Genomic DNA, 22696 nt, shown 5'->3' with positions numbered 1-22696 from the left:
GCGAGAGCAGATGCTATATAAAAAAATATACCAATAAAATGCATGTTATTCATACTCCCAATAAACACAATTTTTAGGGGAACCACATCCAACCTCAGTCCCCTCTTTAAATGAAATGGTCTCAGAACCAGAACCAATCAACTGGTTCAACCTTATAACATTTGACGTATAAACCTGTTTGTAATTCTTTGTCCTCCTGTCTATATAAATTCTAAAAACAAGTTTCTTTCCACTCACACTTTTTGGAACCTTGTTGATCTTAATTAAGTCTATTTCAGTTAAAGATATAAGCCCCCAGAAATAAATATTTTTCTCATTAATGAGAACGACTGACCCTTTAAATTGTTGTTCTATGTAGCCTTTATAAATTTTATTTAAAGCACTAACCATAAAAACGGTAGCCACTAATACTAACAGGCATAAAGCCCCGCTTAACCCATCAACCATAGGAGCTAAAAGTTCATCCATTTCATGCTCACTATCTTCCTCGGCATTCATACTCTCTTACCCTTTAATCAGTTGACGATTCAGTTTGATAAAATTGATTAGTGAAATATAAAATCACATCTAACTTTGCAAATAGCACGGATAGTAAGCATGATTAAAATTATAACTCTCACTTAATTATTTCAATTTTATTATCAACAAGAGATTGGTTGCAAAACTGAAAACCTTCATCCGTAACAACCATAGCTACCGCACTCAGGATAACAAACTATCTGAGATCATATGCATCCATTTGTACGTAATATTAATACTATTTAGATGTTCTTATTAAATTATTAAGAACACAACCTCTATATATTATCATCTGATATATAATTAGAATTATCTTTCATATTCTTAAGATATTTTGTAATTCTTATTGCCAACATAAACAACTATCTTATTGATATTAAAGGGTATTTTTCATGTTGCAAAATAACCATTTTGATATTTTGCTATCATTTATTTTAAAACTTCCTTCTGTAACTGGCATAATCAGGCTAAAGCCAAGGGAAAGCTGATGTCCGGCGCAAATAAAAACAGTGAGCTATCGCTCGCTTGACTTCAACTCCAGCGAGCAAGGGGCAGACAGCATTCTATTGTGAGTTATATGTATTGAGCATAATAATGACAAACCAACGGACTTAACCAAGAAGAATTGGTTATGTTTTGCATTTTTAATACCTATCCCAAAGAGCTTAACCTTTAGAATTATCAGAGTGACTTACTACCTACGTCATGAAATGAACGTCCGGGCTGACACTGGATTTCACTTAATAATAAACATTTAACTTATTGATTTTATTAAAATTAATGGCAGTTAAAATAAGTTAACTATAATATCGTTAAGTCTTAAAACAACATAAAACCACATTTAATTTAATGTTAAATAACTCTGTAATATTTTTCTACGTAAGTATTTTAATCACGCTGAAATTTTTTTCATGACCTTTGTTCCATAACATGTGGTAACGTCTCCTGAAGGTGCAATCTCATTTTTGCGACCAGGAAAATTTTGCTTGTATAAAACCTCACAATCTGATGAATATAAAAGGAAAAATTTTCTTTAGCTGCACCATATAAATTTTCTAGGAACCATCTGATTTTTCATGTTAAAATATAATCATTAATTTTCACCATCCCATAATTAACATTCATTCCCCTAAAGGGCCACGATGATACCAGATACTGATAACTATCTAATCGAGAAAAAAGTAGTTTTTTCCTTGTCTGATGGTATTCTTCAGAATACTACTACACAGGATAAGATCTCTTTAAAAAGAACTGTAGCTCTATGCTTGTATTTCCTCATAAAAAACCAAAATAGCATTAAAACACAAAATGAAATAATGGAATTTGCTTGGGGAAATGATTACAGACAAACAAGCTTTAATACATTCTATCAAACCATTCTTATTTTAAGAAAAGCCTTTAACACTCTGGGGCTGGATAAGCCTATTATAGTTACAATACCAAGAAAAGGTGTGATTATTTATAGCGATATATTAATCGAGATTTTCACCACACAAATTGACGAGACAATTAACATAAAAAAAACCAATAATTTATCATTGTTAAAACGGATAGAAAACATCTCACTATTAAAAACAAAAATGGCTTTAATATCATTACTGACGCCTTTTTTAATCTATTTATTATTGCATAATGATACACAAGAGCAGTTTGAAAAATATCAACTAATGGGCAAAACAAAAAACAACTGTAGTTACTACTTTAATAAATCCCTGGGGGGGTATTCTCGGCATTATAAATTCATCAATAAATATTATGACATTTGTGCACCCAAGAGCCACGTATATATTACAGCAAATGAAAACATTCTAAATATCTCAGCATTTATATGCACAGCAAGATTGGATGATTTTGAAAATAATTCCTGCTCTTCGTTATACCTTCCGGAGTTTCAATAACAATGCCACAAGAAAAAATCAGAAAAAAAACAATCATCAATAGATTACTTTCTATAATTTTAATTATTGTAGTTGTATTGTTAATTTATGTCATTTATAAATCAATAGGTCAAGATCATACAAAATATCGTTTAAGTTGCAAAGCAGACATTAGAATTGAAAATCAAAACCTGGTATTTAGAGGGGTTTTTAGTTATAAAAAAAACCCCTCGCAAGGGGTTGCGAAAGTTAATGGTTTTGTTACGACCACAGATGGCAAAGAGTTTACTGTCAGGCGTACTATTTTTTTTACACAAACAGATTTTGGTAATAACCCTGTATGGACATCCAATAAAATAATTATATCAAATAGAGAAAATATACCAGCCGAGACACTGGAAAAAATCATTCCTCAATTTTACCTTAAACATGCATCCGTCACCGATATAAATGTGACGTTAATTAATAAAAACACAATACTTATTGCAAAACACAACATCCCGTATCTATATTGTTCAAACGATTAGTAGGTATGTAACTCTCTGAAATGAAACTCCAATGTAAATACGTAGAACTGCTAATTTAATAATGTGCAGCACATTAAGGAGTAAAATAAGTAACAACACAAGTAAAGCATACGTGCCATGTATAATGGCACTCAGGCTGCTGACAAAGTCCTGGACGTAAGGCCGGGACTTTTATCTGATAGGGTCAGTACAATTAATGGGCTGAACGCCATGCTCAGAGATGTAGTGATGTGATGGATGTGATCTTGACCCGTTATATCCAGACAGCTTTTATCTCTAAGTTAGTATTATCCGTCGGCTCCGGTATTCCCTCGGCGAGAGGTATCCCAGCGCACTGTGCGGATGGTTTTCATTGTAATGCTCGAACGCTGCCGCCAGGTTCGGTATGCACATAGATCATCTTCTGGTATTCATCCAGAATCCACCAGACAGCAGCAATCGACGACGCACTGTAACCCAATGCTGTCGCAATCTGAGCACATCTATAGAACCAGAAATCCCGGCCTAAACCGTCCCCCATGTTTCCCCCAGTACATGACATGACTCATCCTGCACTCATAAGACCACAAACCCAATTGGTTATTTTTTTGTAAGCGTAAAGCCAGCGCCGTATGTAGCCATTAAGCCAGTGCTGGTAACTTAGACGCCCACCTGTACAGACGGACATCTAAGTATGGAAACCCAATCCTGGCGAAAAGAACCCCGTAAAAATTATTCGAATGACTTCAAGATACGTATGGTCGAACTGGCTTCCCGCCCCGGTGCCTGCGTTGCTCAGATTGCCCGCGAAAACGGCATCAACGATAACGTCATCTTTAAATGGCTGCGGCTCTGGCAGAATGAAGGCCGCATATCGCGCCGCCTTCCGGCAACAGTCGAATCTTCTCCATCACCGACAATGCTGCCTGTTGAGGTGATACCTGATCCGACACCATCAGCCGGGATGAATACAGAACCGGGGCAGCTCTCAGCGCTGAATGCCTCCTCCTGTTGTGTTGAGTTCCGCCACGGCAAAATGACGCTGGAGAACCCGTCACCAGAGTTACTGGCCGTGCTGCTTCGCGAGCTGACCGGGAGAAGTCAATGATATCCCTCCCGTCAGGCACCCGCATCTGGCTGGTCGCCGGCGTCACCGATATGCGTAAATCATTCAATGGATTGGGCGAGCTGGTACAGCATGCACTTGATGAAAACCCGTTCAGCGGCCACCTGTTTATCTTCCGTGGCCGCAAAGGCGATACCGTGAAGATCCTCTGGGCCGATGCTGATGGCCTGTGCCTGTTTACCAAACGGCTGGAAGAAGGCCAGTTCATCTGGCCTGCTGTACGCGATGGAAAAATCGCTATCACCCGCTCACAACTCGCCATGCTCCTCGATAAGCTGGACTGGCGTCAGCCTAAAACCTCACGCCTTAACTCACTGACAATGTTGTAAAAAGATCATGACCGCATTATAAATGTGGTCATGAGTCAGGACTATCTCGCCCGTATCGCCGCGCTGGAAGATGCGCTTCGCCAGAAAGACAGTCAGCTTAGCCTCGTTGCAGAGACTGAGTCGTTCCTGCGTTCGGCACTGGCCCGCGCAGAAGAAAAAATAGAGAACGAAGAGCGCGAAATAGAACATCTGCGGGCACAGATAGAAAAGCTGCGCCAGATGCTGTTCGGCACCCGTTCTGAAAAGCTACGCCGGCAGGTTGAAGAGGCCGAAGCTCTGCTGAAGCAGCAGGAGCAGCAAAGCGATCGTTATAATGGCTGGGAGGATGATCCGCAGGTTCCCCGCCAGCTTCGCCAGTCACGCCACCGTCGCCCTCTCCCTGAACATCTTCCCCGTGAGATCCATCGTCTGGAGCCTGTGGAAAGCTGTTGCCCGGACTGCGGCAGTGATATGAAATACCTCAGTGAAGTCAGCGCGGAACAGCTGGAACTAGTCTCCAGTGCCCTGAAAGTGATCCGCACGGTCAGGGTGAAAAAGGCCTGCACCCGATGCGACTGTATCGTTGAAGCGCCAGCGCCATCACGTCCCATCGATCGGGGTATCGCCGGGCCGGGTCTGCTGGCCCGCGTGTTAACGGCCAAATACTGCGAACACCTGCCGCTGTATCGTCAAACTGAAATCTTTGCCCGTCAGGGTGTGGATCTGAGTCGTGCGCTGCTCTCCAACTGGGTGGATGCCTGTTGCCGGTTAATGGTGCCGCTGGATGAAGCCCTTCACCACTACGTGATGGACTGCAGCAAACTGCATACGGATGATACTCCGGTGCCGGTGCTGGTACCGGGCAGAAAGAAGACAAAAACCGGGCGCATCTGGACGTATGTACGCGATGACAGAAGTGCAGGCTCATCAGATCCGCCAGCGGCATGGTTCGCCTTCTCGCCAGACCGGCAGGGGAAGCATCCTCAACAACATCTTCGACACTATCATGGTGTGCTGCAGGCGGATGCCTTCGCGGGTTATGACCGGTTGTTCAGCGCAGAGCGTGAAGGTGGCCCGTTAACAGAAGCGGCCTGCTGGGCCCATGCGCGCAGAAAAATCCACGATGTGTATATAAGCACCCAAACGGCGACAGCAGAGGAAGCACTGAAGCGTATCGGTGAACTGTACGCTATAGAAGAAGCCATACGCGGCCTTCCGGCAGTTGAGCGACTGGCCGCCAGACAATCCCAAAGCAAGCTGCTGCTGGCATCCCTGCATGAGTGGCTGATAGAAAAAAGCGCGACGCTGTCGAAAAAATCCCGTCTGGGTGAAGCGTTCGCTTATGCTCTGAACCAGTGGGATGCGCTGTGCTACTACTGTGATGATGGGCTGGCAGAGCCTGATAACAACGCGGCAGAACGGGCATTACGTGCAGTATGTCTGGGAAAGAAAAACTATATCTTCTTCGGGAGCGATCACGGAGGTGAGCGTCGCAGAATAAGCCTGGTAAAATGCGGGCTTATGAACGACACCTCTTCTGACGACATCCCTCTGCTGAAACAGCGCCTGGCTGAACAGGAAGCGTTGATCCACACCCTGCAGGAAAAGCTGAGCAACCGGGAGCGCGAAATAGACTATCTGCAGGCGCAACTGGATAAGCTTCGCCGGATGAACTGCGTATTCCGCTCTATTCGATCACGGATTGGCATCGAAGTTCGATCAGCGATTCGCTTCCATTCGATCAACCGGGAACTTAACTTTTCCTACTGCTTTTTAACCTGTTTTTTCATCGCTTTCCACTGCCGGTTTATTTTTCCTCATTGACTCTCCCTGGAGTACCAGCCTGTGCGCGTTATGCACCAGCCTGTCCAGGATCGCATCTGCCGTTGTCGGGTTCTCCATCAGACCGTGCCACTTGTCTACCGGGAACTGGCTTACTACGATGGTGCTGCTTTGTCCGTAGCGGTCTTCGATTATCTCCAGCAGGTCGTTACATTGCGCGTTGCTCAGCGGTTCCAGACCCAGATCGTCCAGTATCCGGGTTAACGACGGGGACCGTCGGGCCGCAGAAGTCGATAAAAAGCTTTTCACCGGCGCGGTGCTCCTGGCGCATGGAGAGGCGGCGCGTTTTTTTCCACTCCCGATAGCAGCGGCAGAAGTGGGAGTACCCCATAGCCAGCTCACCGGCCTGAGCCTTGTACTCCATCCACAGCAGCTGGCGCGTCACGCCTGGCTTTCTCATCTCAGTATCGAAGTGAAGCAGGTCAGGCATAACCAGCTCTGACGCAGAGGCACTTTTGGCCGGGAAGATACGCTTTTCAAGGGCCGCGTGGGATATGGCTTCAGGGAGGGGCCATGGGAGAGACGTGGCTTTAAAGCGGGAGAGCACCTCAAAAACGGTTGATGCACTGATTTTCAGCGTCAGTGCGATGCAACGGTTGGTCAGCTTCTGGCCGAACTTAAGCTGAAGGATCTTAAAACAGGTTTCCATGGAACTCCTGGCTTTTCTCTTTTTGGACATCGATATCTCCATTGGCTTAAAACAGCAATGAAGACTGTGATGGAAAGAGTTAATTCCCGGAGTGAGCGACAGGATGCCAATCAGTGATCGGATGCGTGCCAAATCATGATCGATTGTGATGCCAAACCGCGATCGATTCAGATGCCATTTTGCAATCTTCTCAAGCAGCAGCTGCACGAAGTGAAATGATGTCTATGAATCACACATCTTAGCGTAGGTTTTCGCCCCATTGGACCTCAAACCCCATTAAACGCTTACACAGGTGATCATCAATTGTTAAACAATAAGAGTACGGCCAGAGTTCGAAATGCTGGCCGTATTTCACTTCTTCGTTGATACTCTATCTGTTCGCTGTGAGCCTCATATTTTTATTAAAATTAAAGCAATTCATCAATATAAGTCATAATGGAACGAACCAGATTTATGGCAAAACGCGCGTCGGCCTCATTAAGCAAATTTTCAGTAGGATGGGCCATACTGTAATTGTTACGCAGGTTATTGATTCCATGTAGTATTGCGGCAGATGACTTCAACATTTTAAACACATCTTCGTTTCTTCCATCATCCGGCAGCGCCTTGAGATGTGCAGTTATCAGGGAAAGCAATCCTGGAACATTATTATTTGTACTATTAGTCGCAATTCCATGGTTTGCACACATTTGTCTTAATGAAGCATGAAGAGCTGTATGGACACGATCATAAGCCCGGTGTGGTCCATTTTTCTGAAGCAACACTTCCGCATCTTCTAAAGCCTGGTAAATGTTTTCGTTCACATTTTTCACTGGAGCTGCGGAAACGTTTCTTTGCCCATTCTGATTAACAATGTCCTTTATTTCATTGAATAACTCAGTATTGGCATTGTTGATATAGCGTTGAACATTATCCAGCGCCCAGATTTTAGAAAGGTTATCAGCGTCCCTGGCCAGAGTGCTTTCTATGGCAAAGATGGCCATCCCTTTCAGCTCCGGGTTGTCCCAGTGAACATGCTGGTAGAATTTATACAGCCCTTCCGGAACATCTTCACAATCGGTAACAGCAAACAGCTCCTGCCAGTCACCTTCGTTAAATTTTTCAGCCAAGATTTTGGCCAAATTAATTTGTGAAACTTTATTCAACATACTGATCCCTTGAAGTTTGTACTTCTTAATTGAGTTTACCGGAACGGCGTCTCAGTAAACGAAATCCGTGTACTGGTGTACCCCCTGCTCTGTAACAGGAATGAAATCCCATCCATCATCATTGCTCTGTTACTGCGGGGACCAATTCTGATGTTTTTCAGTGGCAGCTTATCTTTTGCTTTAATGATCAGATATGGCACCAGACCGCTGTCATTGACACGAAAATTGACTCCCTCAAAAGGTCTGTCCGGGAGAATTACCATCCGGAACTCCTGCTCCTCTTTGAAACCGTCATTCTTGAAAAAAGGCGGCAGGCTGTGTGCCAGTTTGGTTGCCTGAATCATCTCATGCATTGCATCTGCATTTATTGCCGCCTGAACCTCTGGCTGACGAAAAAAGGCGAGGATTTCGTTCCGGGCTTCAACCGTGGAATCCTCTTTGGTATAGATCACCCGGTTTTTAAACACTTGGTAGTGCGTGAGTTGCAGGGAGGCAATCAGTTCTTCATCATCAAATTCCAGACACACACCCTGAGAGCTGCCATAACCCCGCCACTGACTTAACAGGTCGGGTTCGAGACAGAAAGAAAGGTTATAGACATGAACAGCCCGGTGCATTCTGAAGTGCGTCAGTGCCTGTTCGATGAACTTAAGGGTTTTCGGGTTAAAGTCGTCCCTCAGGTGCTGCAGGGCATTCTCAAGGCAGTTCATGCCGTGAATCAGTTCATTGCTGTCATTGAGGAAGGAAAAGTGCGTCGCCCACAGTGAGCCTGATTCGATGATGCCCTTCAGGCCGTTCAGGCCGTTCAGGCCGTTCAGGTCAGTGTAATGATAAATCTTCATCTGGCAACCTCCTGACTGTCCTGGCCCTGTTCGCACTCAATTTTCTGCATGTTAGACTGAAATGGGAACAGCTTAAGGGCCGCTTCCCTTTGTTCCGCTATAGACTGTTCCCAGGCCTGCCATTCCGGATCCGCAGCCAGCACTTCGTTGGCGGTATCGCGTAACCAGGCATACAGCTCTTCGCCACCATCGAGATCAACCTGGCGGGTTTGTACATGGTCTTCATGCTTCATGATATTGCGTAACAGCTTACCAAGCGGCCCGCCAGATTCGACAGGTTCGGAAGGAATGTAGTCCGGATATTCTTCGAATTGATCCAGCGTCAGATCGGTGTACTCACCGTCCAGCAATACGATGACATGGCCATGGACAGTTGAGTTTTCAGCTTCCTGAAAGCCTGCGTTCCCTTCCATAAAAATGATGCAGGGGTGGCCCCCCTCAGTATCTGTCAGGTACTGCGCCAGTGTGTTGCTGGCTAAATCGCAGCTGCCGTGCGGGAAATTCCTCAGTTCCATTTTCCAGCGATGAAAATGACGGCACTCTTCAGCCCGCTCACCGGCGCCAAGCTCCAGCGCACGGCGAAATGCCCGTATGCGTAATGTTCTTTCCTGTCTCATTTTTTCACCTTCCCATCATGGCGTGCCAGGGCCAGCAGCTCGATCTGCAGGGCGCGGCCATCCTCCCGGGCCTCCTTCAGTTCCGCTTTCGTGTCCTGCAGCTGTGCCGCCAGGTGTTCGCCGGTGGCGGTCAGGCGGGCCACCTGCTCACGCAGCGGCAGTACTTCCGCGCGCAGCTCGCGCACCTCCTGCAGCAGGCGATCACGTTCGGCCACCACCTCCCGCAGCACCGCCAGTTCACTTTCCAGGGCGGCCACTTTCGCCAGCGCCTCATCCCGCTCCTGGTCGGCCCGGGCAATGTCATCGTCGGCCTGCTCGCGCGCCGCCAGAGCCCCGGCTTCAGCCTGTTTCACCGCCGCCTGCCACAGCAGCCCCAGCTGACCCGTCAGCAACTGCGCCAGCTCTGCCGGCAGGGTCGTGGTCTGTTCAGCGGCCTGCTCGCGCTGACGGGCGCGGAATGCGCGCATCACCGGGGAGATGTGGGACAGCGAGCCGCCGCCGAGGTGCTGGCGGACCTGCTCGTTGGTCGGGTTCGGGACACCGGCAGCGATCAGGGCGGCAGCGGCGTCTTCAATGCGGCGGACGGTGTCCGGGGATAGCGTGGTCATGGAAAGGCTCCGGTCTTTCAGGGAAAGAGGTTATTGTACAACCGGAGTGAAAAATACACAAAATACATACAATACATATAGTACATACAGAATAAATAATACATAAAATACATACGCGCTCTCTGTTTTCACGTTCAGATCCGAAAACCCCCATAAGCGGAACACTTGCAACCAGATACATGAAGGTTTTACATTCACTCGAATTATGCCGTTTCGCTTTCCTCCAGCCTGATAAAGGATATTTGAATGCACTTTTATGTGGATGAAACCGGTCATACCGGTCCGAATCTTTTTGACCGTACCCAGCCTGTACTTTCTTACGGCGTGCTTTCCTCTCCGGATGACCTGGATAAGGTTGCTGAAGCTGAACTTGCCAGTTTGCGGAAAAAACTGAACGTACAGCGCCTTCATGCCGCAGAACTGGGCATGTACCGCCTTGATGAAGTTATCGATACACTGCTTGTACTGCAGAAGAAGCACCGGATACGGTTTGATGTCTGGCAGGTGGTTAAACGGGATCACGCCATTATTTCGTTCTTCGATCAGGTGTTTGATCAGGGACTGAATCCGGTGGTGCCCTGGAGTGTCTACTGGACTCCACTGCGCTATCCGTTGCTGCTGAATCTGGCAAATCTGTTTGATGATGAGCTGGCTGAAAAAGCATGGCGTGCCCGTCTCGAGGCACATGATGGACGTTCCTCCTCTCTTTTCAACGAGGTCTGTGGTGTGCTGCTTCAGCGAGTCGATACTCTGGGTGATGCCCGTTCAGTTGAACTTATTACAGACGCTCTGTCCTGGGCGATGGTCAACTTTGAAGGGCTGGGGTACAACTGCAAAGCCAACAAGGAAAAGTTGCAAATCATGCCCAATATGATCGGATTTCAGTTCGTATTGCACGGTATCTGCTCCCGACTGGGGGCTCCTAACAGAAAAGCCAACATCATTGTGGACCAGCAATCACAGTTCAACACCACCCAGCGGGAGCTGAACGAGTTTTACTACCAGATTCGAAAACAGCCGTGGGCACTCGGGCCTGGTTTGCCGGTCATGGATATGAAGAACATGCCGGCTGAACCGCTTGTCTTCCAGTCGGGCACGCAAAGCGCAGGTCTGGAGCTGGTTGATATTTATCTCTGGATCTTCAAACGATTTATGGAAGAGAAAGAGCTGACAAAACCTCTTAACCGCCTTGTTTACACCAATATTAAGACAGCCAGAACGGACAGTGTTTCCCTGAAGTCTGTCGGAAAACAGTTTAAGGAGTTTTTTGAAAAATTGCCTGAGCCAACCACAGAAATGATGGAAAAAGCGAGGGAACTCAGGGATGTGGAAGAAGCGCGGCGGCTGGCTCATCGTGTACAAAGTCTGTCGCAATCTTAATCAGAAAGGTTAACTACATATGAAGGCGGAAAATGCCAGGCAGATTAAAGAACTGATTGAGCTTGAGAAATTTAATCCTGAAACGCTGTGTTCGGGCGAAAGCTGGATGGTGCCTTCTGCCAGTGAAATTGGCCTGGTCCGGGCGCTGATCCACCTGACTGATATCCAGCTGGCCAACCGCCTGGACGTAGATGAACGCACAATCCGCAAGTGGAAATCCGGCCAGACCCGGATGGTGTTCACCACCTGGTGCTGCCTTTGCTGGCTGGCCGGGCTGGGAATGCTGTTAGAAGAACCGGCTTAGCCGGTTCTGACGCGTTTCCAGATTCGTTTGAGAATAAATCGCCTCTGGTAACGCCAGCACGAACGATAGATATGAGGAAGGCGGCCATAATTTTTCCAGAACAATGTCCAGCCATTATAGGCACCAACAACTAAAACAATGAGAGAGCCAGTTTTTAAAAGACCATAGGCAGCGGTCATCAGAAATACAGTCATAGAATTTTCCTTATCTAAAACTGTATGTAGGAAATCCGATGCGGCCTTTAAGGCTGGTTGATAAAAAAACTGAAAAAAAGTTTTCCTTTCCTCTTTGTTGCAATTAAAGGCTCAGTCAGTCCTGAATTTTGCATTCCTTGCAATAATCCCCACGTAGCAACAATTCTTAACTTTTTGTGATTGTCAGGCAATAATCCATCTCTTCTGCCTTTCAGATCCGATTTCCGGTAGTGGCGGATCTGCACTTTTTCTTTTATGAACGGTTGTCTCCCTGTATCCCGTAATTTTTCTGTACCTCTGTGCATTACAAGCCGTTGTTTAACAATCTCAATCGTTTATGCTTTGAGGGTCTGTCAGCACAGCGACAGATACATCGTCCTGCCGAGCATTCTGCCCGGGGGACAAAACATCAAAACGATGGAGATTAAGCCTATGGCTTATGTAAATCCTTACCAGAAAGGCGGTGATCAATATGAGTTTAAAATCAGAGGTAAACCTAAACGACGAAGTTAATCAGGCTGTTGAAACTTCTGTAAATGCAGGCATGAATGAACAGGACGTGGCAGCTCTCGATAAAATCGGGAAGTTGCAAGACGAGCAGCTCCAGCGGTCCGAAATGACCGATACATCAGGAACTGAGGTGTTCCGGCTTCAGCTCGGTAGCCACGGCGGAAGCAGTGTCTTTTTCAATCGTAATGGTGAGGATTGCCGTTACAGTCTTAATGATGGTGTGAATGGTTCCATGTACGTGGCCCGAACACCTGACACGGCAATGAAGGAAGTGTTTCAGCATAAAAAAGGGCTCAGGGAATCGGACCTCAATAATTACATGATGGGAACTGTAGTTATTGAGAAAGATATCAGGGTCCTTCAGGTCAGTAAGCTGATTAAAGGCAGTGATTTGACGTTGCATGATGTGACAACGGCAACACGTGCTGTTACTCAGCATCTGGCTGAAAAGGTTCATTCAGCAGGGTTTGACGGAATGGAGTTTCCGTCAAATGTCACCGGTGACCCATGCCTTGTTCTATGGCATGACGATCCGGCCGGAACCGGTCTGGCCACAACCCGGAGCCAGACAAGTCTCAGTCAATTTGAATATCAGGGTAAGGAAGCGGCGGATATTCTTGTTTATGAACTGGGAATTCCTGTTGAGGAATAACTGATAAAGGGGGGGCAAGCACCCCCTTTCATTAAACTGCGTTCTGTGTACCGTAGTTGCGAGCCAGCCGGCGTAATTCATTCATCACTTTTTCATCCGGATTGCCCTTCAGAACGTCTGCAACGGTAAACGTACGTCCTGCAGGGTTCAGGCCATCGAGGATAGTATTTCTCTGTTCCATAAAGAAAGAATATTTCATTCTGTCACTGAAGCTGCCCAGCATAGGCAGCAGTTCGGCCACCCCCCGGAGCACACCTTTATCCGAGATCCCTTCCTCATCAGTGAACTGAAACGCCGGGTAGTAAAACTCACCATCAATATCAAGGGCAAGCAACTGGTCGGTATCTTTCCAGGTTTTAACCGTTGGTTTACTCTTGCCCACCATTTCTGCAGCTTTAGCTGAATTGTAAATCCCGCCGTCATTTTCCAGCGTCTGAAGGAAAAGAGCCTTACTGTGTAAACGTCGCTGCTGGCGTTTTTTTTCCGGCGTCAGGCTGTTAACTGCACGATTTTCAAGAAACTTCAGAATGGTATCAATGGTAAAAACCGCGTCGGTCTTCCCCATACTCTCAGGAACAATCGGAGTTTTACCGGACCGGACTTCTTCTGCCAGGTCCTGAAAAAAATTCTGAAGACGCTCTGCAGCAATGCTGTTGTCCATAAAATTATGCATAGTGGAGGAACGATCATTACCGTTTCGTTTTTGGGTTGGTGTGTTCATAAAACCTCCTTATCGATTTCATGTATTATACATTACGATAAATCGTTAAGCTGTGCAAGTTTTGTTCTTGTTCCGTTTTTTATAGTTTTTAGCTATTAATCTATGTGCTTTTTTTGTTTTCTCTTTTTCAGATCCGAAAACCCCAAAAGACGGAGGTTATTCAGGTATACAACAATGATTGCAACTGAAAAAGAGAACCTGCTGGGCAGGTTCCCTGGAGATTGTTAATAAAATGGCAGAACTGGAAAAATCAGAATGATTTGCTGAGCATGATAGCTTTATTGATTTCATCCGTCTGATCAGGAAACTGACCTTCAGCTTCAATACGGCTTAGCCTTTCGCGCAGTTCTTTCTCTCCCCCGAACAAATGAGCGATTTCCGTTATTTTCAGGGATAGATAGTGTCCGGACTCGCTGGAGATGCAGTGAGAGCGCAGACTCAGCAATAAGGTCAGAAATACCTCGTCACAGGTAGCGTGTTGTGAAATCCAGGCAATCAGTGTTTCCTGGCCTGCAATATCCTGACAGGCCCAGACGAATCCTCCCAGCTCACCTCCCTGCAGAAGCTGCAATATCAGCTTATTATTATTCAGGCGCTCACTAAACTTGCTGCGAACGAGGTTCAACTCATCATTTGTCAGCACGCGTTCCTGCTCTGAGGCGGGCCGGTTACCAGCCAGCCCATTCTGCCACAGCAAATCGCGGATATAATTCGCAATCCAGACCAGGGCGGTTCCTTTCATCGTCAGTGAAAGCAGGGTGTTCATCGTCTTAGCCCGGTCATCATCCAGCATTCTTTTCAGAAGACGATCAGCCACGCTGTTGACATCAAGATCATACCGGGAAAACCAGTGATTTCTCTGTCGGAATCGTGCGTGTATCTCATCGCCCTCTTCAAAGAAGAATGTCAGCAGACCAGAACACTCTGATGCTGTACGCTCGTTTATCATCGGTCGTGTCATCTGGCTCAGAATATGCTCAAACCAGGTACGTGAGGACACACCATTGCTGTTGATCCGGCCTAACAACTCCCGGGCCATTGACAGATAATTTTCGGGATTACTACTTTTACGGAACAGATCATCAAAATACGCTGGCGGCAGAACGTTCTGCGGTGAGGAAAATGCAAAGTAATAACGCCAGTATGCGGTGCTCCCGAGGCGGCGGTTGGCTGTCATCATCGCTTTCTCTTCCTCGCCCGCCTGAGCGAACAATTTCAGATTATCAGCCTGATACCCCGAAATACCCGGAACCCAGTGGCGCAGGGAGATTGCAGATTTTGCCTCTGAAGAGCGAAATCTGGACAAGTATTCGCCCAGCTTTTGTGCCAGCTGTTCTTGCTCCTCTTCACTGACACGGCCGTCCCCGGATTCCACGATGGCCCGCTCTGTCAGATATTCTTCTGTCCAGTTATACAGCCCGGAATTGGTGGTACGGATAAGCTGCAGGAAACACAGATCCGGCAGAAAGACGTAATCGCGTATTCCGCTGTACCTAAAACGCAGATTATTCAGTGCCAGATGGACTTCACGGGGGGTGTTCAGGGCTGCACCATAAATATCTGTTACCCTGTTTAACTCATCTATTAACTCTTCGCTCGGAGACATTCCGTTAACGGATTCATACAACCCTACGACGCCGGCCAGAAATTCCCGGCGCAGATCGAAGGATTCCGGTCTTGGCAGGCTGAAGGAAATCTGCACGATTTTCTGCAGATAAAGTTCGCCATCCTCCACGCCCAGTCCTTTCTTGATGGCCTGCGCCAGCACCGTCTTGTCATAACAGAGTATGTAGCGGAAGCGGGGAAAATCGGCGACGGATTTGACCAGACGGACAACTTCCACAGCCTGCGCAGGCTCCAGTCTGTCCAGATCATCAAGAAGAATAATAAAACTGAGATCCATTGCGACAATTTTTTCTGCGATTTCGGTACGCATCTCCGCTGCGGTTTTTTGTTTTTCTTTTAACCAGCTGGTTTCCGATAGCGCGTTCAGCGCCCCGCTCGCATCAGGTACGCCCGGGATCACAGTCGCGGCCTGAGCCAGCGGAGCCAGATGGCGGGCCGTCGCTCGGGTATATTCCATGAGGGTCCGGGCTGTCCGGGTGAGCCCCTTTTTCTTTTTGAGGCTTTCCCGCTCTTCGAGGGGAAGGCGGCGCTCTTCCTCTGCGGCAATGATACCTGCCACCGGTATCAGCAGCGATTCCACCAGACTGGTGTCGCTGCCATCAAGCCAGGGAGAGATACTCAGGACAAACGTGTTGTCCTCTTTCTGCTCATCCAGTGCCGCACGCAGCAGGTTCAGCAGACTAGTTTTTCCGGAACCCCATGCCCCCTCAATGCCGATAACAGCGCTTCCTTCGCGGCCAATAGCCTGAACAGACTGTGCCAGCTGTGCGGCGACATAGCGGAAACCATAACGATCCTGTTCCGGACAGGTGACGGACTGATCCAGCCTCATTGCGTTGATATCAGCCATATCACAGATCTCCGTACAGGCAGCGCAGCCCGGACAGGGCGTCAGCCAGCGAGCCTTCGCTGCTGCGCGTTACCAGCTCCCGAACCAGCGTCTCAAACCCCTCTGCTGGCAGGAAAATCCGCAGCCCGTCGAGGCCAAAAAAACCGTCCGCCATGACATGGCCTGGCGGCGAGAACATGACGCGTTCACCATGATGGCCGTGTGCCAGCGCCTCCGGGAAGCGGACATACAGGCTGAACAGACCCAGCAGTTCGGTGAAAGTTGCCCAGTCCACCGGTACCACAAACTCCTGGCCTGTGATGATCAGATGTATTTTCGGGGTGTCATACCAGGCTCCCGGACGCTGATCCGGATGCTGGCCGTCCACGCGGATCTCGAGACGCAGCGTGCCGGCCTCAAGGATTTCCGTCACGGCCGGGATAAGCGGGCGTAGCTCTTGCGCCAGAGCCGCGGCCTTTTCATCCGTCCAGCCCAGCCCGCGCAGGACCAGTGGGAAAATGCCCTTCAGTCGAGGGAGCGTGAAAATCTCCGCCAGCACGGCGTCGGGAAAGTCAGCCAGCGTAAAACAGTCGCTCCCCAGTGGTCGTAGCAGGTGCTCTGCATAGCCCTGATCAATGACCGGACGCAGTGTCGCAAGGAAATCGTCAAATTCCTCGACCCAGTTTTCGCCGGGCAGCCGGAAGGTCCCCTTCAGGTAGTGGGCATCCACCGGGTGATCATGCTCGACCTGCCATGCCAGCAGGTCGCGGGTGATCTCCAGTAGAGTGCGCAGCGCCGGGAGAGTGGCAAGTCTGCCATGCCCGCATATGAAGGCCTCCCGGGCGTAGGCCAGCAGAAAGCGCAGTTCGTCGCGGGAGAACGTTGACGTGCCGAAGGTCTGGCCAAGAATGATATGCCGGTACAGCTGACGGATCGTGGCATCCGGATCGGCGATCAGCTGAAAATAACCGTCGCCGGTGGCAGCCGACTTCAGACCGTCATCGAGGAAGCGTTCGGCCAGGGCGTTGACCGAGGTATTTTCGCGACCGGCACGTACTTTCAGTGCCTCGATCAGTTTCTTGTGAAAGCGCAGGGTCAGCTGACTCAGCATGTGGGCTCCTGTCAGGATGGCTGTATTCTCTGAATACAGTTTCAGTAAATGAATTAATCAGAAGTGAAGTAAATCATTTAATTATTAAGCGGTCAATTTAATGACATCATGTCATTTTATTGGACGCAATTCTTAAGCAGTCGCTCCTTTTCTCCGGAGATCCGAATTCTGTGAAACTGTTAAAAGATACAAAATCTATTGCAACATGTGGTTGTGACCCCAGTCAGAAGCTTCGCCTTTACGTACATACCGCTCACACCAGTGGCCTTCTATCACTTCGTCGCTTCCCTCATACCGGTCCTGCACATGCTTTGACCTGCAAATATTATTGCCGTGTAAACAAAGATGGTGGGGTTGGTACATACAGCTCTGACGCTATCAGCAGAGGATCTGCTGAGAGAAGGATGCAAAAGGCTGGCATACCGGCTATTATGATATAAGAATAAATCTTACACTGATAACAGGAGGCAGTATGGCCCGGACAATGACGGTCGATGTCGGAGATGAACTGCGTGAGTTTATTGATTCACTGGTTCAGGCTGGCGATTACCGGACACAGAGTGAAGTGATGCGTGATGGGCTGCGTTTGCTTCGTGAAAAACAGGCAGAATCGCGTCTACAGATACTTCGTGATCTTCTGGCCGAAGGAATAAGCAGCGGTGACGCTATGCCCTGGGAGCAGGATGCCTTCCTGAAGAAGGTAAGAGCCAGAGTGGCAGATGAAAGCAATTAAGCTGACACCGAAAGCTGAAGCGGATCTGGAGGCCATCTGGAACTACAGTTTCCGGCAGTTTGGGCTGGAAAAAGCGGATGCGTATATCGGCAGGCTGGCTGCGGTGTTCGACATTCTGGCCAGCCATGACATCGGTACGCACCGGGCAGAGCTTGGAGAAAATATCTTTTCGTTGCCGGTTGAGCAGCACATGATCTATTTCGTGCCCTCGCATTCTGTTGTTACAGTGATCCGTGTGCTCAGCCAGTCCCAGGATACCCTCAGACACTCCCCCTGGAGGTGAGTGCCTTCGTCTGTCCGGCCCTGACCGGACGTCCGCCGTATCTTCGCCTGCCCCGCTGACAGATGGCTGTACTTACTGCAGAGGCAGCAGTAATACAAGCGTTACCGTGACGCCTGCAGGCACTGCATCTGTATTTTACTCAGCCCACGCCCCCTTTACCATGTGCTTGACGTTATTGCACACTGGCCGGTAACTGTTGCCATGGTGTGCAGTACTGCTCGCTGAATAACTTATCTTCGTCAATACGGTTCCCGCTGTGCGCTTATGTTTATTGGGTATATGCAGTGAAATAATATTCTCAATTATTAAAAATAATGTTTTATATTATAAAAACACTGACATGTTTTATATTATAAAAACACTGACATATTTTATATGTCATTTGCATACAGAATCAATTTTGCTGCCCAACCCACAGAAAGCATGAGAAAAATATATAAAATAAATTTGTTATTTCATTGGTACAAGCGTGTGTACATTTTTTGTTTTACAACTTCCAACCCATTGGAAGATAAAAATAAAACCGATATTGACCAATCAACTCGGACGCACCATAATGAAAAATCACTCCAGATTTCAACTTTTCCGTAACAATAAATACACCCAAAAAAAGCGCTACCGGATTCAGTTAGTTAGCCGCCCCTTCCCCTGCTTATCTGCTGTAATAACACACCTTTCTGGCCGTTTTTATCCTTTTTCCGCTTACCTGAACGACGAACGACATGTGTTGTTTTTGTTACATCCGATTCCATGTTCCTCCACCCTCTTCCGGTGACAAAGAAACCTGAGACAAAGAACCATTCCGCCCTACGTTGTTCCCCTTTCATGGCAGGCAGTGGAAATAATTAAAACGCTGGTGGGCATGTCTGCGGCCTCCCAATGCTATCTACTTGCACATAATAGTAACGCTCTCAAACAGATAAGTGAGAATACTATTAATAAAGCCGTTCAACGTGCAGGATATGAAGGAATGCTGACCGGCCATGGTATCAGGGGCACGCTTTCCACTGCATTAAATGAGCCTGGTTATCCTACGGAATGGATCGAGGCACAGTTATCTCATGCAGACCCCAATGCCGTTCGAAGTGCCTACAATCATGCAAGATATATTGAACAACGCGGCAAATGATGCAGGAATGGAGCGATCTGTTACAAAAGTTTGCCAATGAGGCAGGAACATTTTTAATTTAACTCACTATGGTAAATGGCCCTGATTTCATACCTGGTAAGTTCCACCGAAGTTGTCCCCGGAGTTAATTACGCAGCCGGTTTTCCTGCTCCGGATTAGAGCAACAGGTTATTACAAGGGGAAAGCAATTTTCCCGTATCCGGTTTTAATCTTTGTTGAAACACACATTATTTGTCATTCCAACACCCTCAGGTCTATTTTGTTAGAGGAGCCAACTATCCTGACACTGAGGGTATTGCCGTCGCTCTTCGGTCTTCCGGGGATTTTTGCCAGCGCTGCCAGGTGCGTACGCTGAGTTCAATTTCGCGGCAGGCCACGGCTCGGCGTGCACCGGCAGTGATGGCCTCATTTATCCACTGAATAAGTTGTTGGCGTGTATCCCCCGAGGTCAGTCATCCCCGTCCGTTTCCCCGTAGTAGTCCCTGAGCTTTTTTCTTAACACCAGGATCGCTGCCGCCTCTGCCAGCGCCTTTTCCTTACGGAGCAGTTCCTTTTTCAACTGCTTGATTTCTTTCTGGCTTTGCCTGAGGGCCGCTTTATCATCACCGGAAGTCACCTGTAAAAAAGCCTGTTTCCACTGGATTATCTGGTCGGGGTAGAGTCCCTTTTTACGGCAGTATTCGGCGATTTCCGCTTCGCTCAACGTAGCGGTTTCGACGATAACCGCCAGCCGCGCTTCGGCAGGCCACTGCTCACTGTTTTTATCTGCACCGGGCACCGGTTTCCCCTCTGTTTTAGCCTGATTACGCCAGTTATAGAGAGTAGCTTCCGATATCCCTTCCATCTGTGCAACAGCCGCGACGGTCATGTTGTAAGGGGGCAGCAATTTTGCCAGTGTGCTGGCTTTACGCTCCGGGGAAATACGTTTCATTTGTCACTCCGTTGCCCTCTGGATTCATTTTCAGAAGGGGTGACAACTATGCTGACACTGAGGGGTAGTATCAGAGCGTTGCGGAAGGCGTGGATACGACGCCAGGTTTCAGGGGGCATTTTACCACCTTCGTTTCTTTCAGCTGCGCCGCCAGGTGTTCACCGGTGGTGGTCAGGATCAGTTTCCCTGCTCCGGATTAGAGCAACAGTGATCCTATCAACTAGATGATAATTTATATCCGATTTTTAAGGGTTAGAAAGCCCAATAGCATTTTTCCACCTTCGGTGGTTGCCGGGCATCGCGCGAATCGCCGTTGCTCTCTGCAATTGCCGCCCAAACTATTTTTGAGCGGCTTGTAATATTTCTTATCGCATAAGGTTATTTACGCATTTCGCCCATCGCATTCATAAGCTCTCCATCTACGGTATCGCCATCAAGTGACCAGCTAAATACCCCGCCCAACTTATTGGATTTCACGTAATCAACTTTGGTTTTGATTGTGGCTGGCGTGTCATAAGACCACCACGTCGATCCATCAAATTTATATGCCTGCTTTGTTACATTGTGAATACTTAATGTGCCAGCAGCATTTTTAAGTACTTTATAATCCTCAATTCCAGTTTCATAGGTCCCTGCTGCCGGTCGCCACGCTTTCTGGTACAAACCATTACTAACATTTGGGACACCTGTCCATCCCCGTCCGTAGAATGGAATACCGACAACAATTTTCTGCGGCGTAACGCCTTGCGCAAGCAGAATTTTAACGGCACCGTCGACCGAGTTAGTCGGACCATTTGCAGCAGATGCATCCGGTGCATTAGGATCGATAAATAACGGGGCATGGAAATTCGTTTTCGCATTCGGATCGGCATTTGGCCGACTGGACCCAGGCGGTACATAGGTCGGGTCTGCATACTGCCAGCCGCCGTTATAGTCGTAAGACATCAGGTTTATCCAGTCCAGATACTGACTATATTTACTCGGCTCAGTAGCGGCTATTTTATCCTTACCTGCGCCAATGGCGACGGTCAGTGGATACCGTTTTTTATTGGCGACGCCCAGAGCATCTAACTGCTCCCTGAACTCTTTCAGTAATAAAGTATAATTCTGTTTATCCTCAGGGCTAACGGTATTATACCCAATCCCCTGGATGACGGGATATTCCCAATCAATATCAATACCATCAAAGACATTTATTGCGGCGCCAGAACCACCAGCATTGTCATATGTCGGTAAATTTCCTTTAATGTAGAGATTGATACAGCTGCTCACCAGCTGTTTTCTTAGGGCATCAGTCTGAGAGGCTGCAGAGAACCATTTTGACCAACTCCATCCCCCCAGCGAAATAAACACCTTCATATCAGGGTATTTTGCTTTGAGCTTTTTCAACTGGCCAAAATTACCACGCAGCGGTTGATCCCATGCGTCAGCTTTACCGTCTACGCTTTCACTTGCCTCAAATGATTTAGAAAAATCAGCAAAAGCATCACCACCATCACCATTACCCGCTTCTGCTCGATGGATGATATCGCACTCATAGCCACCATTTTGCGGGTAGATATTGCCAAACGCATAGTTAATAAAGGTAAGCTTACTAGCTGAACCACTGGTATCAATATTTTTTACCTTATAGTTACGCCCATAAACTCCCCACTGGGCAAAGTAAGCTCCGAGTTGTTTTCCTGTGGTTGGGGCTGGGTCAGGCGTTGGAATTGGGTCAGGCGTTGGAATTGGGTCAGGCGTTGGGGTTGGGTCAGGCGTTGGGGTTGGGGTTGGATCTGTTGTCGGTGGCGGCGTTGCTTCACCAATTCGTTTCCAGACTCCCCACTGACCTGATTCTTCAGGCGATTCCTGATTGGTCCACCATTTTGCTTCATAAACGACCCCATTATAAATTACCCGCATTCCCCCCGTGTAAACAGCCCCTTTTACCCATGTAGGGTATTGGCTACCGGCAGGTGTATTAATGGTCTCTGGATTAGCAGGTGCTTGTGGTGGTATTTCCGTGGAGGTATTTAGTATTTTCCACAGTGTTATTGAATCGGCTGGATTCCAGTTGCTTCCGGGCCACGCAGTATGCGCGGCCAGAGCCTGATACTCTTTACCGTTAAAGCTTACCGTTGTCCCCGCACTATAGCTTTGCCCCTCCTGCCAGGGCGGCGACGCAGCCAATACAGCTGGAGAAAATAGTGCCACCACAATCGCGGAGGCTTTAAAACCATTGCATATATGCATACGAGTAAATTCCTCT

At 47.8% G+C, this 22696-nt stretch carries 24 protein-coding genes and 4 pseudogenes; 12 read left to right on the top strand and 16 right to left on the bottom strand.

Translation table 11 applies throughout. The annotated features are described in order from the left end of the window. Nucleotides 1–45: 45 nt before the first annotated feature. Nucleotides 46–498, bottom strand: a complete 453-nt coding sequence (locus EHN07_RS05430) for a hypothetical protein (RefSeq protein ID WP_124023165.1) — start codon at nucleotides 496–498, stop codon at nucleotides 46–48. A gap of 1163 nt (nucleotides 499–1661) precedes the next feature. Between EHN07_RS05430 and EHN07_RS05425 the strand changes: the two genes are divergently transcribed. Next, nucleotides 1662–2417, top strand: a complete 756-nt coding sequence (locus tag EHN07_RS05425; RefSeq protein ID WP_124023164.1) for a winged helix-turn-helix domain-containing protein — start codon at nucleotides 1662–1664, stop codon at nucleotides 2415–2417. 2 nt (nucleotides 2418–2419) lie between these two features. Further along, complete coding sequence (locus EHN07_RS05420; protein WP_124023163.1) at nucleotides 2420–2923, top strand: hypothetical protein; 504 nt, start codon at nucleotides 2420–2422, stop codon at nucleotides 2921–2923. A gap of 276 nt (nucleotides 2924–3199) precedes the next feature. Here the strand turns inward: EHN07_RS05420 and EHN07_RS05415 are convergent. Beyond that, nucleotides 3200–3304: pseudogene (locus EHN07_RS05415) on the bottom strand (integrase core domain-containing protein); the annotation flags it as partial. Beyond that, the gene (locus tag EHN07_RS05410) at nucleotides 3273–3464 is read right to left on the bottom strand and encodes a hypothetical protein (protein ID WP_244202357.1); all 192 of its coding nucleotides are present in this window, start codon (nucleotides 3462–3464) and stop codon (nucleotides 3273–3275) included. The pseudogene EHN07_RS05415 and the gene EHN07_RS05410, both read right to left, overlap by 32 nt. Before the next feature lie 132 nt (nucleotides 3465–3596). Here EHN07_RS05410 and tnpA point away from each other — a divergent pair, with 132 nt between their 5' ends. From tnpA to tnpC, 3 genes are read left to right on the top strand one after another with little or no spacing between them, the layout of a single operon-like run. After that, nucleotides 3597–4010, top strand: a complete 414-nt coding sequence (gene tnpA / locus EHN07_RS05405) for an IS66-like element accessory protein TnpA (protein ID WP_124023162.1) — start codon at nucleotides 3597–3599, stop codon at nucleotides 4008–4010. Beyond that, complete coding sequence (gene tnpB, locus EHN07_RS05400) at nucleotides 4007–4357, top strand: IS66 family insertion sequence element accessory protein TnpB (RefSeq protein WP_124023161.1); 351 nt, start codon at nucleotides 4007–4009, stop codon at nucleotides 4355–4357. Before tnpA ends, tnpB begins: the two co-directional genes overlap by 4 nt. Nucleotides 4358–4387: 30 nt before the next feature. Beyond that, nucleotides 4388–6160 carry an IS66 family transposase gene (tnpC, locus tag EHN07_RS05395; protein WP_244202355.1) on the top strand — a complete coding sequence of 591 codons (1773 nt, stop codon included), beginning with the start codon at nucleotides 4388–4390 and terminating at the stop codon, nucleotides 6158–6160. On the opposite strand, the pseudogene EHN07_RS05380 reads toward tnpC, so the two are convergent. The 7 genes and pseudogenes from EHN07_RS05380 to EHN07_RS05355 form a co-directional block, all read right to left on the bottom strand. Beyond that, a pseudogene (locus EHN07_RS05380) lies at nucleotides 6149–6373 on the bottom strand (ATP-binding protein); the annotation flags it as partial. The gene tnpC and the pseudogene EHN07_RS05380 overlap by 12 nt on opposite strands. Next, nucleotides 6366–6827 (bottom strand): annotated as a pseudogene (locus tag EHN07_RS05375) (IS21 family transposase); the annotation flags it as partial. The pseudogenes EHN07_RS05375 and EHN07_RS05380, both read right to left, overlap by 8 nt. A gap of 407 nt (nucleotides 6828–7234) precedes the next feature. Continuing rightward, nucleotides 7235–7975: an abortive infection family protein gene (locus EHN07_RS05370; protein ID WP_124023160.1), complete on the bottom strand. Its 741-nt coding sequence runs from the start codon at nucleotides 7973–7975 to the stop codon at nucleotides 7235–7237. 35 nt (nucleotides 7976–8010) lie between these two features. Then, complete coding sequence (locus EHN07_RS05365) at nucleotides 8011–8592, bottom strand: DUF2971 domain-containing protein (protein WP_244202356.1); 582 nt, start codon at nucleotides 8590–8592, stop codon at nucleotides 8011–8013. A 15-nt stretch (nucleotides 8593–8607) separates the two neighbouring features. Continuing rightward, a pseudogene (locus EHN07_RS20610) lies at nucleotides 8608–8817 on the bottom strand (hypothetical protein); the annotation flags it as partial. Further along, nucleotides 8814–9434: a hypothetical protein gene (locus EHN07_RS05360; RefSeq protein ID WP_124023158.1), complete on the bottom strand. Its 621-nt coding sequence runs from the start codon at nucleotides 9432–9434 to the stop codon at nucleotides 8814–8816. The pseudogene EHN07_RS20610 and the gene EHN07_RS05360, both read right to left, overlap by 4 nt. Next, nucleotides 9431–10042 (bottom strand): DNA-binding protein, encoded by a 612-nt coding sequence (locus EHN07_RS05355; protein ID WP_124023157.1) that lies wholly within the window; start codon nucleotides 10040–10042, stop codon nucleotides 9431–9433. The genes EHN07_RS05360 and EHN07_RS05355 overlap by 4 nt, the downstream gene beginning before the upstream one ends. 246 nt (nucleotides 10043–10288) lie before the next feature. On the opposite strand from EHN07_RS05355, the gene EHN07_RS05350 reads away from it, so the two are divergent. Next, nucleotides 10289–11422: a DUF3800 domain-containing protein gene (locus tag EHN07_RS05350; protein WP_124023156.1), complete on the top strand. Its 1134-nt coding sequence runs from the start codon at nucleotides 10289–10291 to the stop codon at nucleotides 11420–11422. Nucleotides 11423–11441: 19 nt separating this feature from the next. Further along, nucleotides 11442–11726 (top strand): helix-turn-helix domain-containing protein, encoded by a 285-nt coding sequence (locus tag EHN07_RS05345; RefSeq protein ID WP_124023155.1) that lies wholly within the window; start codon nucleotides 11442–11444, stop codon nucleotides 11724–11726. On the opposite strand, the gene EHN07_RS05340 is transcribed toward EHN07_RS05345, so the two are convergent. Then, nucleotides 11723–11920, bottom strand: a complete 198-nt coding sequence (locus EHN07_RS05340) for a hypothetical protein (protein ID WP_124023154.1) — start codon at nucleotides 11918–11920, stop codon at nucleotides 11723–11725. The genes EHN07_RS05345 and EHN07_RS05340 overlap by 4 nt on opposite strands. A 472-nt stretch (nucleotides 11921–12392) precedes the next feature. On the opposite strand from EHN07_RS05340, the gene EHN07_RS05330 reads away from it, so the two are divergent. Then, complete coding sequence (locus tag EHN07_RS05330) at nucleotides 12393–13082, top strand: RES family NAD+ phosphorylase (protein ID WP_124023152.1); 690 nt, start codon at nucleotides 12393–12395, stop codon at nucleotides 13080–13082. Nucleotides 13083–13113: 31 nt separating this feature from the next. Here the strand turns inward: EHN07_RS05330 and EHN07_RS05325 are convergent, their stop codons facing one another. The 3 genes from EHN07_RS05325 to EHN07_RS05315 form a co-directional block, all read right to left on the bottom strand. Further along, nucleotides 13114–13803 (bottom strand): hypothetical protein, encoded by a 690-nt coding sequence (locus tag EHN07_RS05325; RefSeq protein WP_124023151.1) that lies wholly within the window; start codon nucleotides 13801–13803, stop codon nucleotides 13114–13116. A gap of 250 nt (nucleotides 13804–14053) precedes the next feature. Next, nucleotides 14054–16279 (bottom strand): KAP family P-loop NTPase fold protein, encoded by a 2226-nt coding sequence (locus EHN07_RS05320; protein ID WP_124023150.1) that lies wholly within the window; start codon nucleotides 16277–16279, stop codon nucleotides 14054–14056. A gap of 1 nt (nucleotide 16280) precedes the next feature. Continuing rightward, a complete protein-coding gene (locus tag EHN07_RS05315; RefSeq protein WP_124023149.1) occupies nucleotides 16281–17369 on the bottom strand; it encodes a transcriptional regulator in 1089 nt (362 codons plus the stop codon). A gap of 170 nt (nucleotides 17370–17539) precedes the next feature. Between EHN07_RS05315 and EHN07_RS20830 the strand changes: the two genes are divergently transcribed. The 4 genes from EHN07_RS20830 (at nucleotide 17540) to EHN07_RS05295 (ending at nucleotide 19514) form a co-directional block, all read left to right on the top strand. Continuing rightward, complete coding sequence (locus tag EHN07_RS20830) at nucleotides 17540–17809, top strand: DUF1173 family protein (protein ID WP_167467284.1); 270 nt, start codon at nucleotides 17540–17542, stop codon at nucleotides 17807–17809. Between the two features lie 32 nt (nucleotides 17810–17841). Further along, nucleotides 17842–18102, top strand: coding sequence for a type II toxin-antitoxin system ParD family antitoxin (locus EHN07_RS05305; protein ID WP_124023148.1), 261 nt, complete (start codon nucleotides 17842–17844; stop codon nucleotides 18100–18102). Continuing rightward, on the top strand, nucleotides 18089–18385 hold the full coding sequence (locus EHN07_RS05300; RefSeq protein ID WP_124023147.1) for a type II toxin-antitoxin system RelE/ParE family toxin: 297 nt from the start codon (nucleotides 18089–18091) through the stop codon (nucleotides 18383–18385). The genes EHN07_RS05305 and EHN07_RS05300 overlap by 14 nt, the downstream gene beginning before the upstream one ends. Nucleotides 18386–19220: 835 nt before the next feature. Further along, the gene (locus tag EHN07_RS05295; RefSeq protein WP_425267169.1) at nucleotides 19221–19514 is read left to right on the top strand and encodes a tyrosine-type recombinase/integrase; all 294 of its coding nucleotides are present in this window, start codon (nucleotides 19221–19223) and stop codon (nucleotides 19512–19514) included. A gap of 448 nt (nucleotides 19515–19962) precedes the next feature. On the opposite strand, the gene EHN07_RS05290 is transcribed toward EHN07_RS05295, so the two are convergent. After that, nucleotides 19963–20445 (bottom strand): transposase, encoded by a 483-nt coding sequence (locus EHN07_RS05290; protein ID WP_124023146.1) that lies wholly within the window; start codon nucleotides 20443–20445, stop codon nucleotides 19963–19965. Nucleotides 20446–20823: 378 nt separating this feature from the next. Continuing rightward, a complete protein-coding gene (locus EHN07_RS05285) occupies nucleotides 20824–22680 on the bottom strand; it encodes a glycosyl hydrolase family 18 protein (protein WP_124023145.1) in 1857 nt (618 codons plus the stop codon). Nucleotides 22681–22696: the final 16 nt, after the last annotated feature.

It is taken from the genome of Buttiauxella warmboldiae, from assembly GCF_003818135.1.
Taxonomy (GTDB): Bacteria; Pseudomonadota; Gammaproteobacteria; order Enterobacterales; family Enterobacteriaceae; genus Buttiauxella; species Buttiauxella warmboldiae.
The sequence above is the reverse complement of the archived record's forward strand: the minus strand, read 5'-3'. Positions and strand labels throughout refer to the sequence as shown.

Excerpts from the sequence above, each read along its gene's own strand:
- EHN07_RS05430 (WP_124023165.1), bottom strand. The coding sequence starts at position 498 with ATGAATGCCGAGGAAGATAGTGAGCATGAAATGGATGAACTTTTAGCT.
- EHN07_RS05425 (WP_124023164.1), top strand. The coding sequence starts at position 1,662 with ATGATACCAGATACTGATAACTATCTAATCGAGAAAAAAGTAGTTTTT.
- EHN07_RS05420 (WP_124023163.1), top strand. The coding sequence starts at position 2,420 with ATGCCACAAGAAAAAATCAGAAAAAAAACAATCATCAATAGATTACTT.
- EHN07_RS05410 (WP_244202357.1), bottom strand. The coding sequence starts at position 3,464 with ATGTCATGTACTGGGGGAAACATGGGGGACGGTTTAGGCCGGGATTTC.
- tnpA (WP_124023162.1), top strand. The coding sequence starts at position 3,597 with ATGGAAACCCAATCCTGGCGAAAAGAACCCCGTAAAAATTATTCGAAT.
- tnpB (WP_124023161.1), top strand. The coding sequence starts at position 4,007 with ATGATATCCCTCCCGTCAGGCACCCGCATCTGGCTGGTCGCCGGCGTC.
- tnpC (WP_244202355.1), top strand. The coding sequence starts at position 4,388 with ATGAGTCAGGACTATCTCGCCCGTATCGCCGCGCTGGAAGATGCGCTT.
- EHN07_RS05370 (WP_124023160.1), bottom strand. The coding sequence starts at position 7,975 with ATGTTGAATAAAGTTTCACAAATTAATTTGGCCAAAATCTTGGCTGAA.
- EHN07_RS05365 (WP_244202356.1), bottom strand. The coding sequence starts at position 8,592 with ATGCACCGGGCTGTTCATGTCTATAACCTTTCTTTCTGTCTCGAACCC.
- EHN07_RS05360 (WP_124023158.1), bottom strand. The coding sequence starts at position 9,434 with ATGAGACAGGAAAGAACATTACGCATACGGGCATTTCGCCGTGCGCTG.
- EHN07_RS05355 (WP_124023157.1), bottom strand. The coding sequence starts at position 10,042 with ATGACCACGCTATCCCCGGACACCGTCCGCCGCATTGAAGACGCCGCT.
- EHN07_RS05350 (WP_124023156.1), top strand. The coding sequence starts at position 10,289 with ATGCACTTTTATGTGGATGAAACCGGTCATACCGGTCCGAATCTTTTT.
- EHN07_RS05345 (WP_124023155.1), top strand. The coding sequence starts at position 11,442 with ATGAAGGCGGAAAATGCCAGGCAGATTAAAGAACTGATTGAGCTTGAG.
- EHN07_RS05340 (WP_124023154.1), bottom strand. The coding sequence starts at position 11,920 with ATGACTGTATTTCTGATGACCGCTGCCTATGGTCTTTTAAAAACTGGC.
- EHN07_RS05330 (WP_124023152.1), top strand. The coding sequence starts at position 12,393 with ATGAGTTTAAAATCAGAGGTAAACCTAAACGACGAAGTTAATCAGGCT.
- EHN07_RS05325 (WP_124023151.1), bottom strand. The coding sequence starts at position 13,803 with ATGAACACACCAACCCAAAAACGAAACGGTAATGATCGTTCCTCCACT.
- EHN07_RS05320 (WP_124023150.1), bottom strand. The coding sequence starts at position 16,279 with ATGGCTGATATCAACGCAATGAGGCTGGATCAGTCCGTCACCTGTCCG.
- EHN07_RS05315 (WP_124023149.1), bottom strand. The coding sequence starts at position 17,369 with ATGCTGAGTCAGCTGACCCTGCGCTTTCACAAGAAACTGATCGAGGCA.
- EHN07_RS05305 (WP_124023148.1), top strand. The coding sequence starts at position 17,842 with ATGGCCCGGACAATGACGGTCGATGTCGGAGATGAACTGCGTGAGTTT.
- EHN07_RS05300 (WP_124023147.1), top strand. The coding sequence starts at position 18,089 with ATGAAAGCAATTAAGCTGACACCGAAAGCTGAAGCGGATCTGGAGGCC.
- EHN07_RS05290 (WP_124023146.1), bottom strand. The coding sequence starts at position 20,445 with ATGAAACGTATTTCCCCGGAGCGTAAAGCCAGCACACTGGCAAAATTG.
- EHN07_RS05285 (WP_124023145.1), bottom strand. The coding sequence starts at position 22,680 with ATGCATATATGCAATGGTTTTAAAGCCTCCGCGATTGTGGTGGCACTA.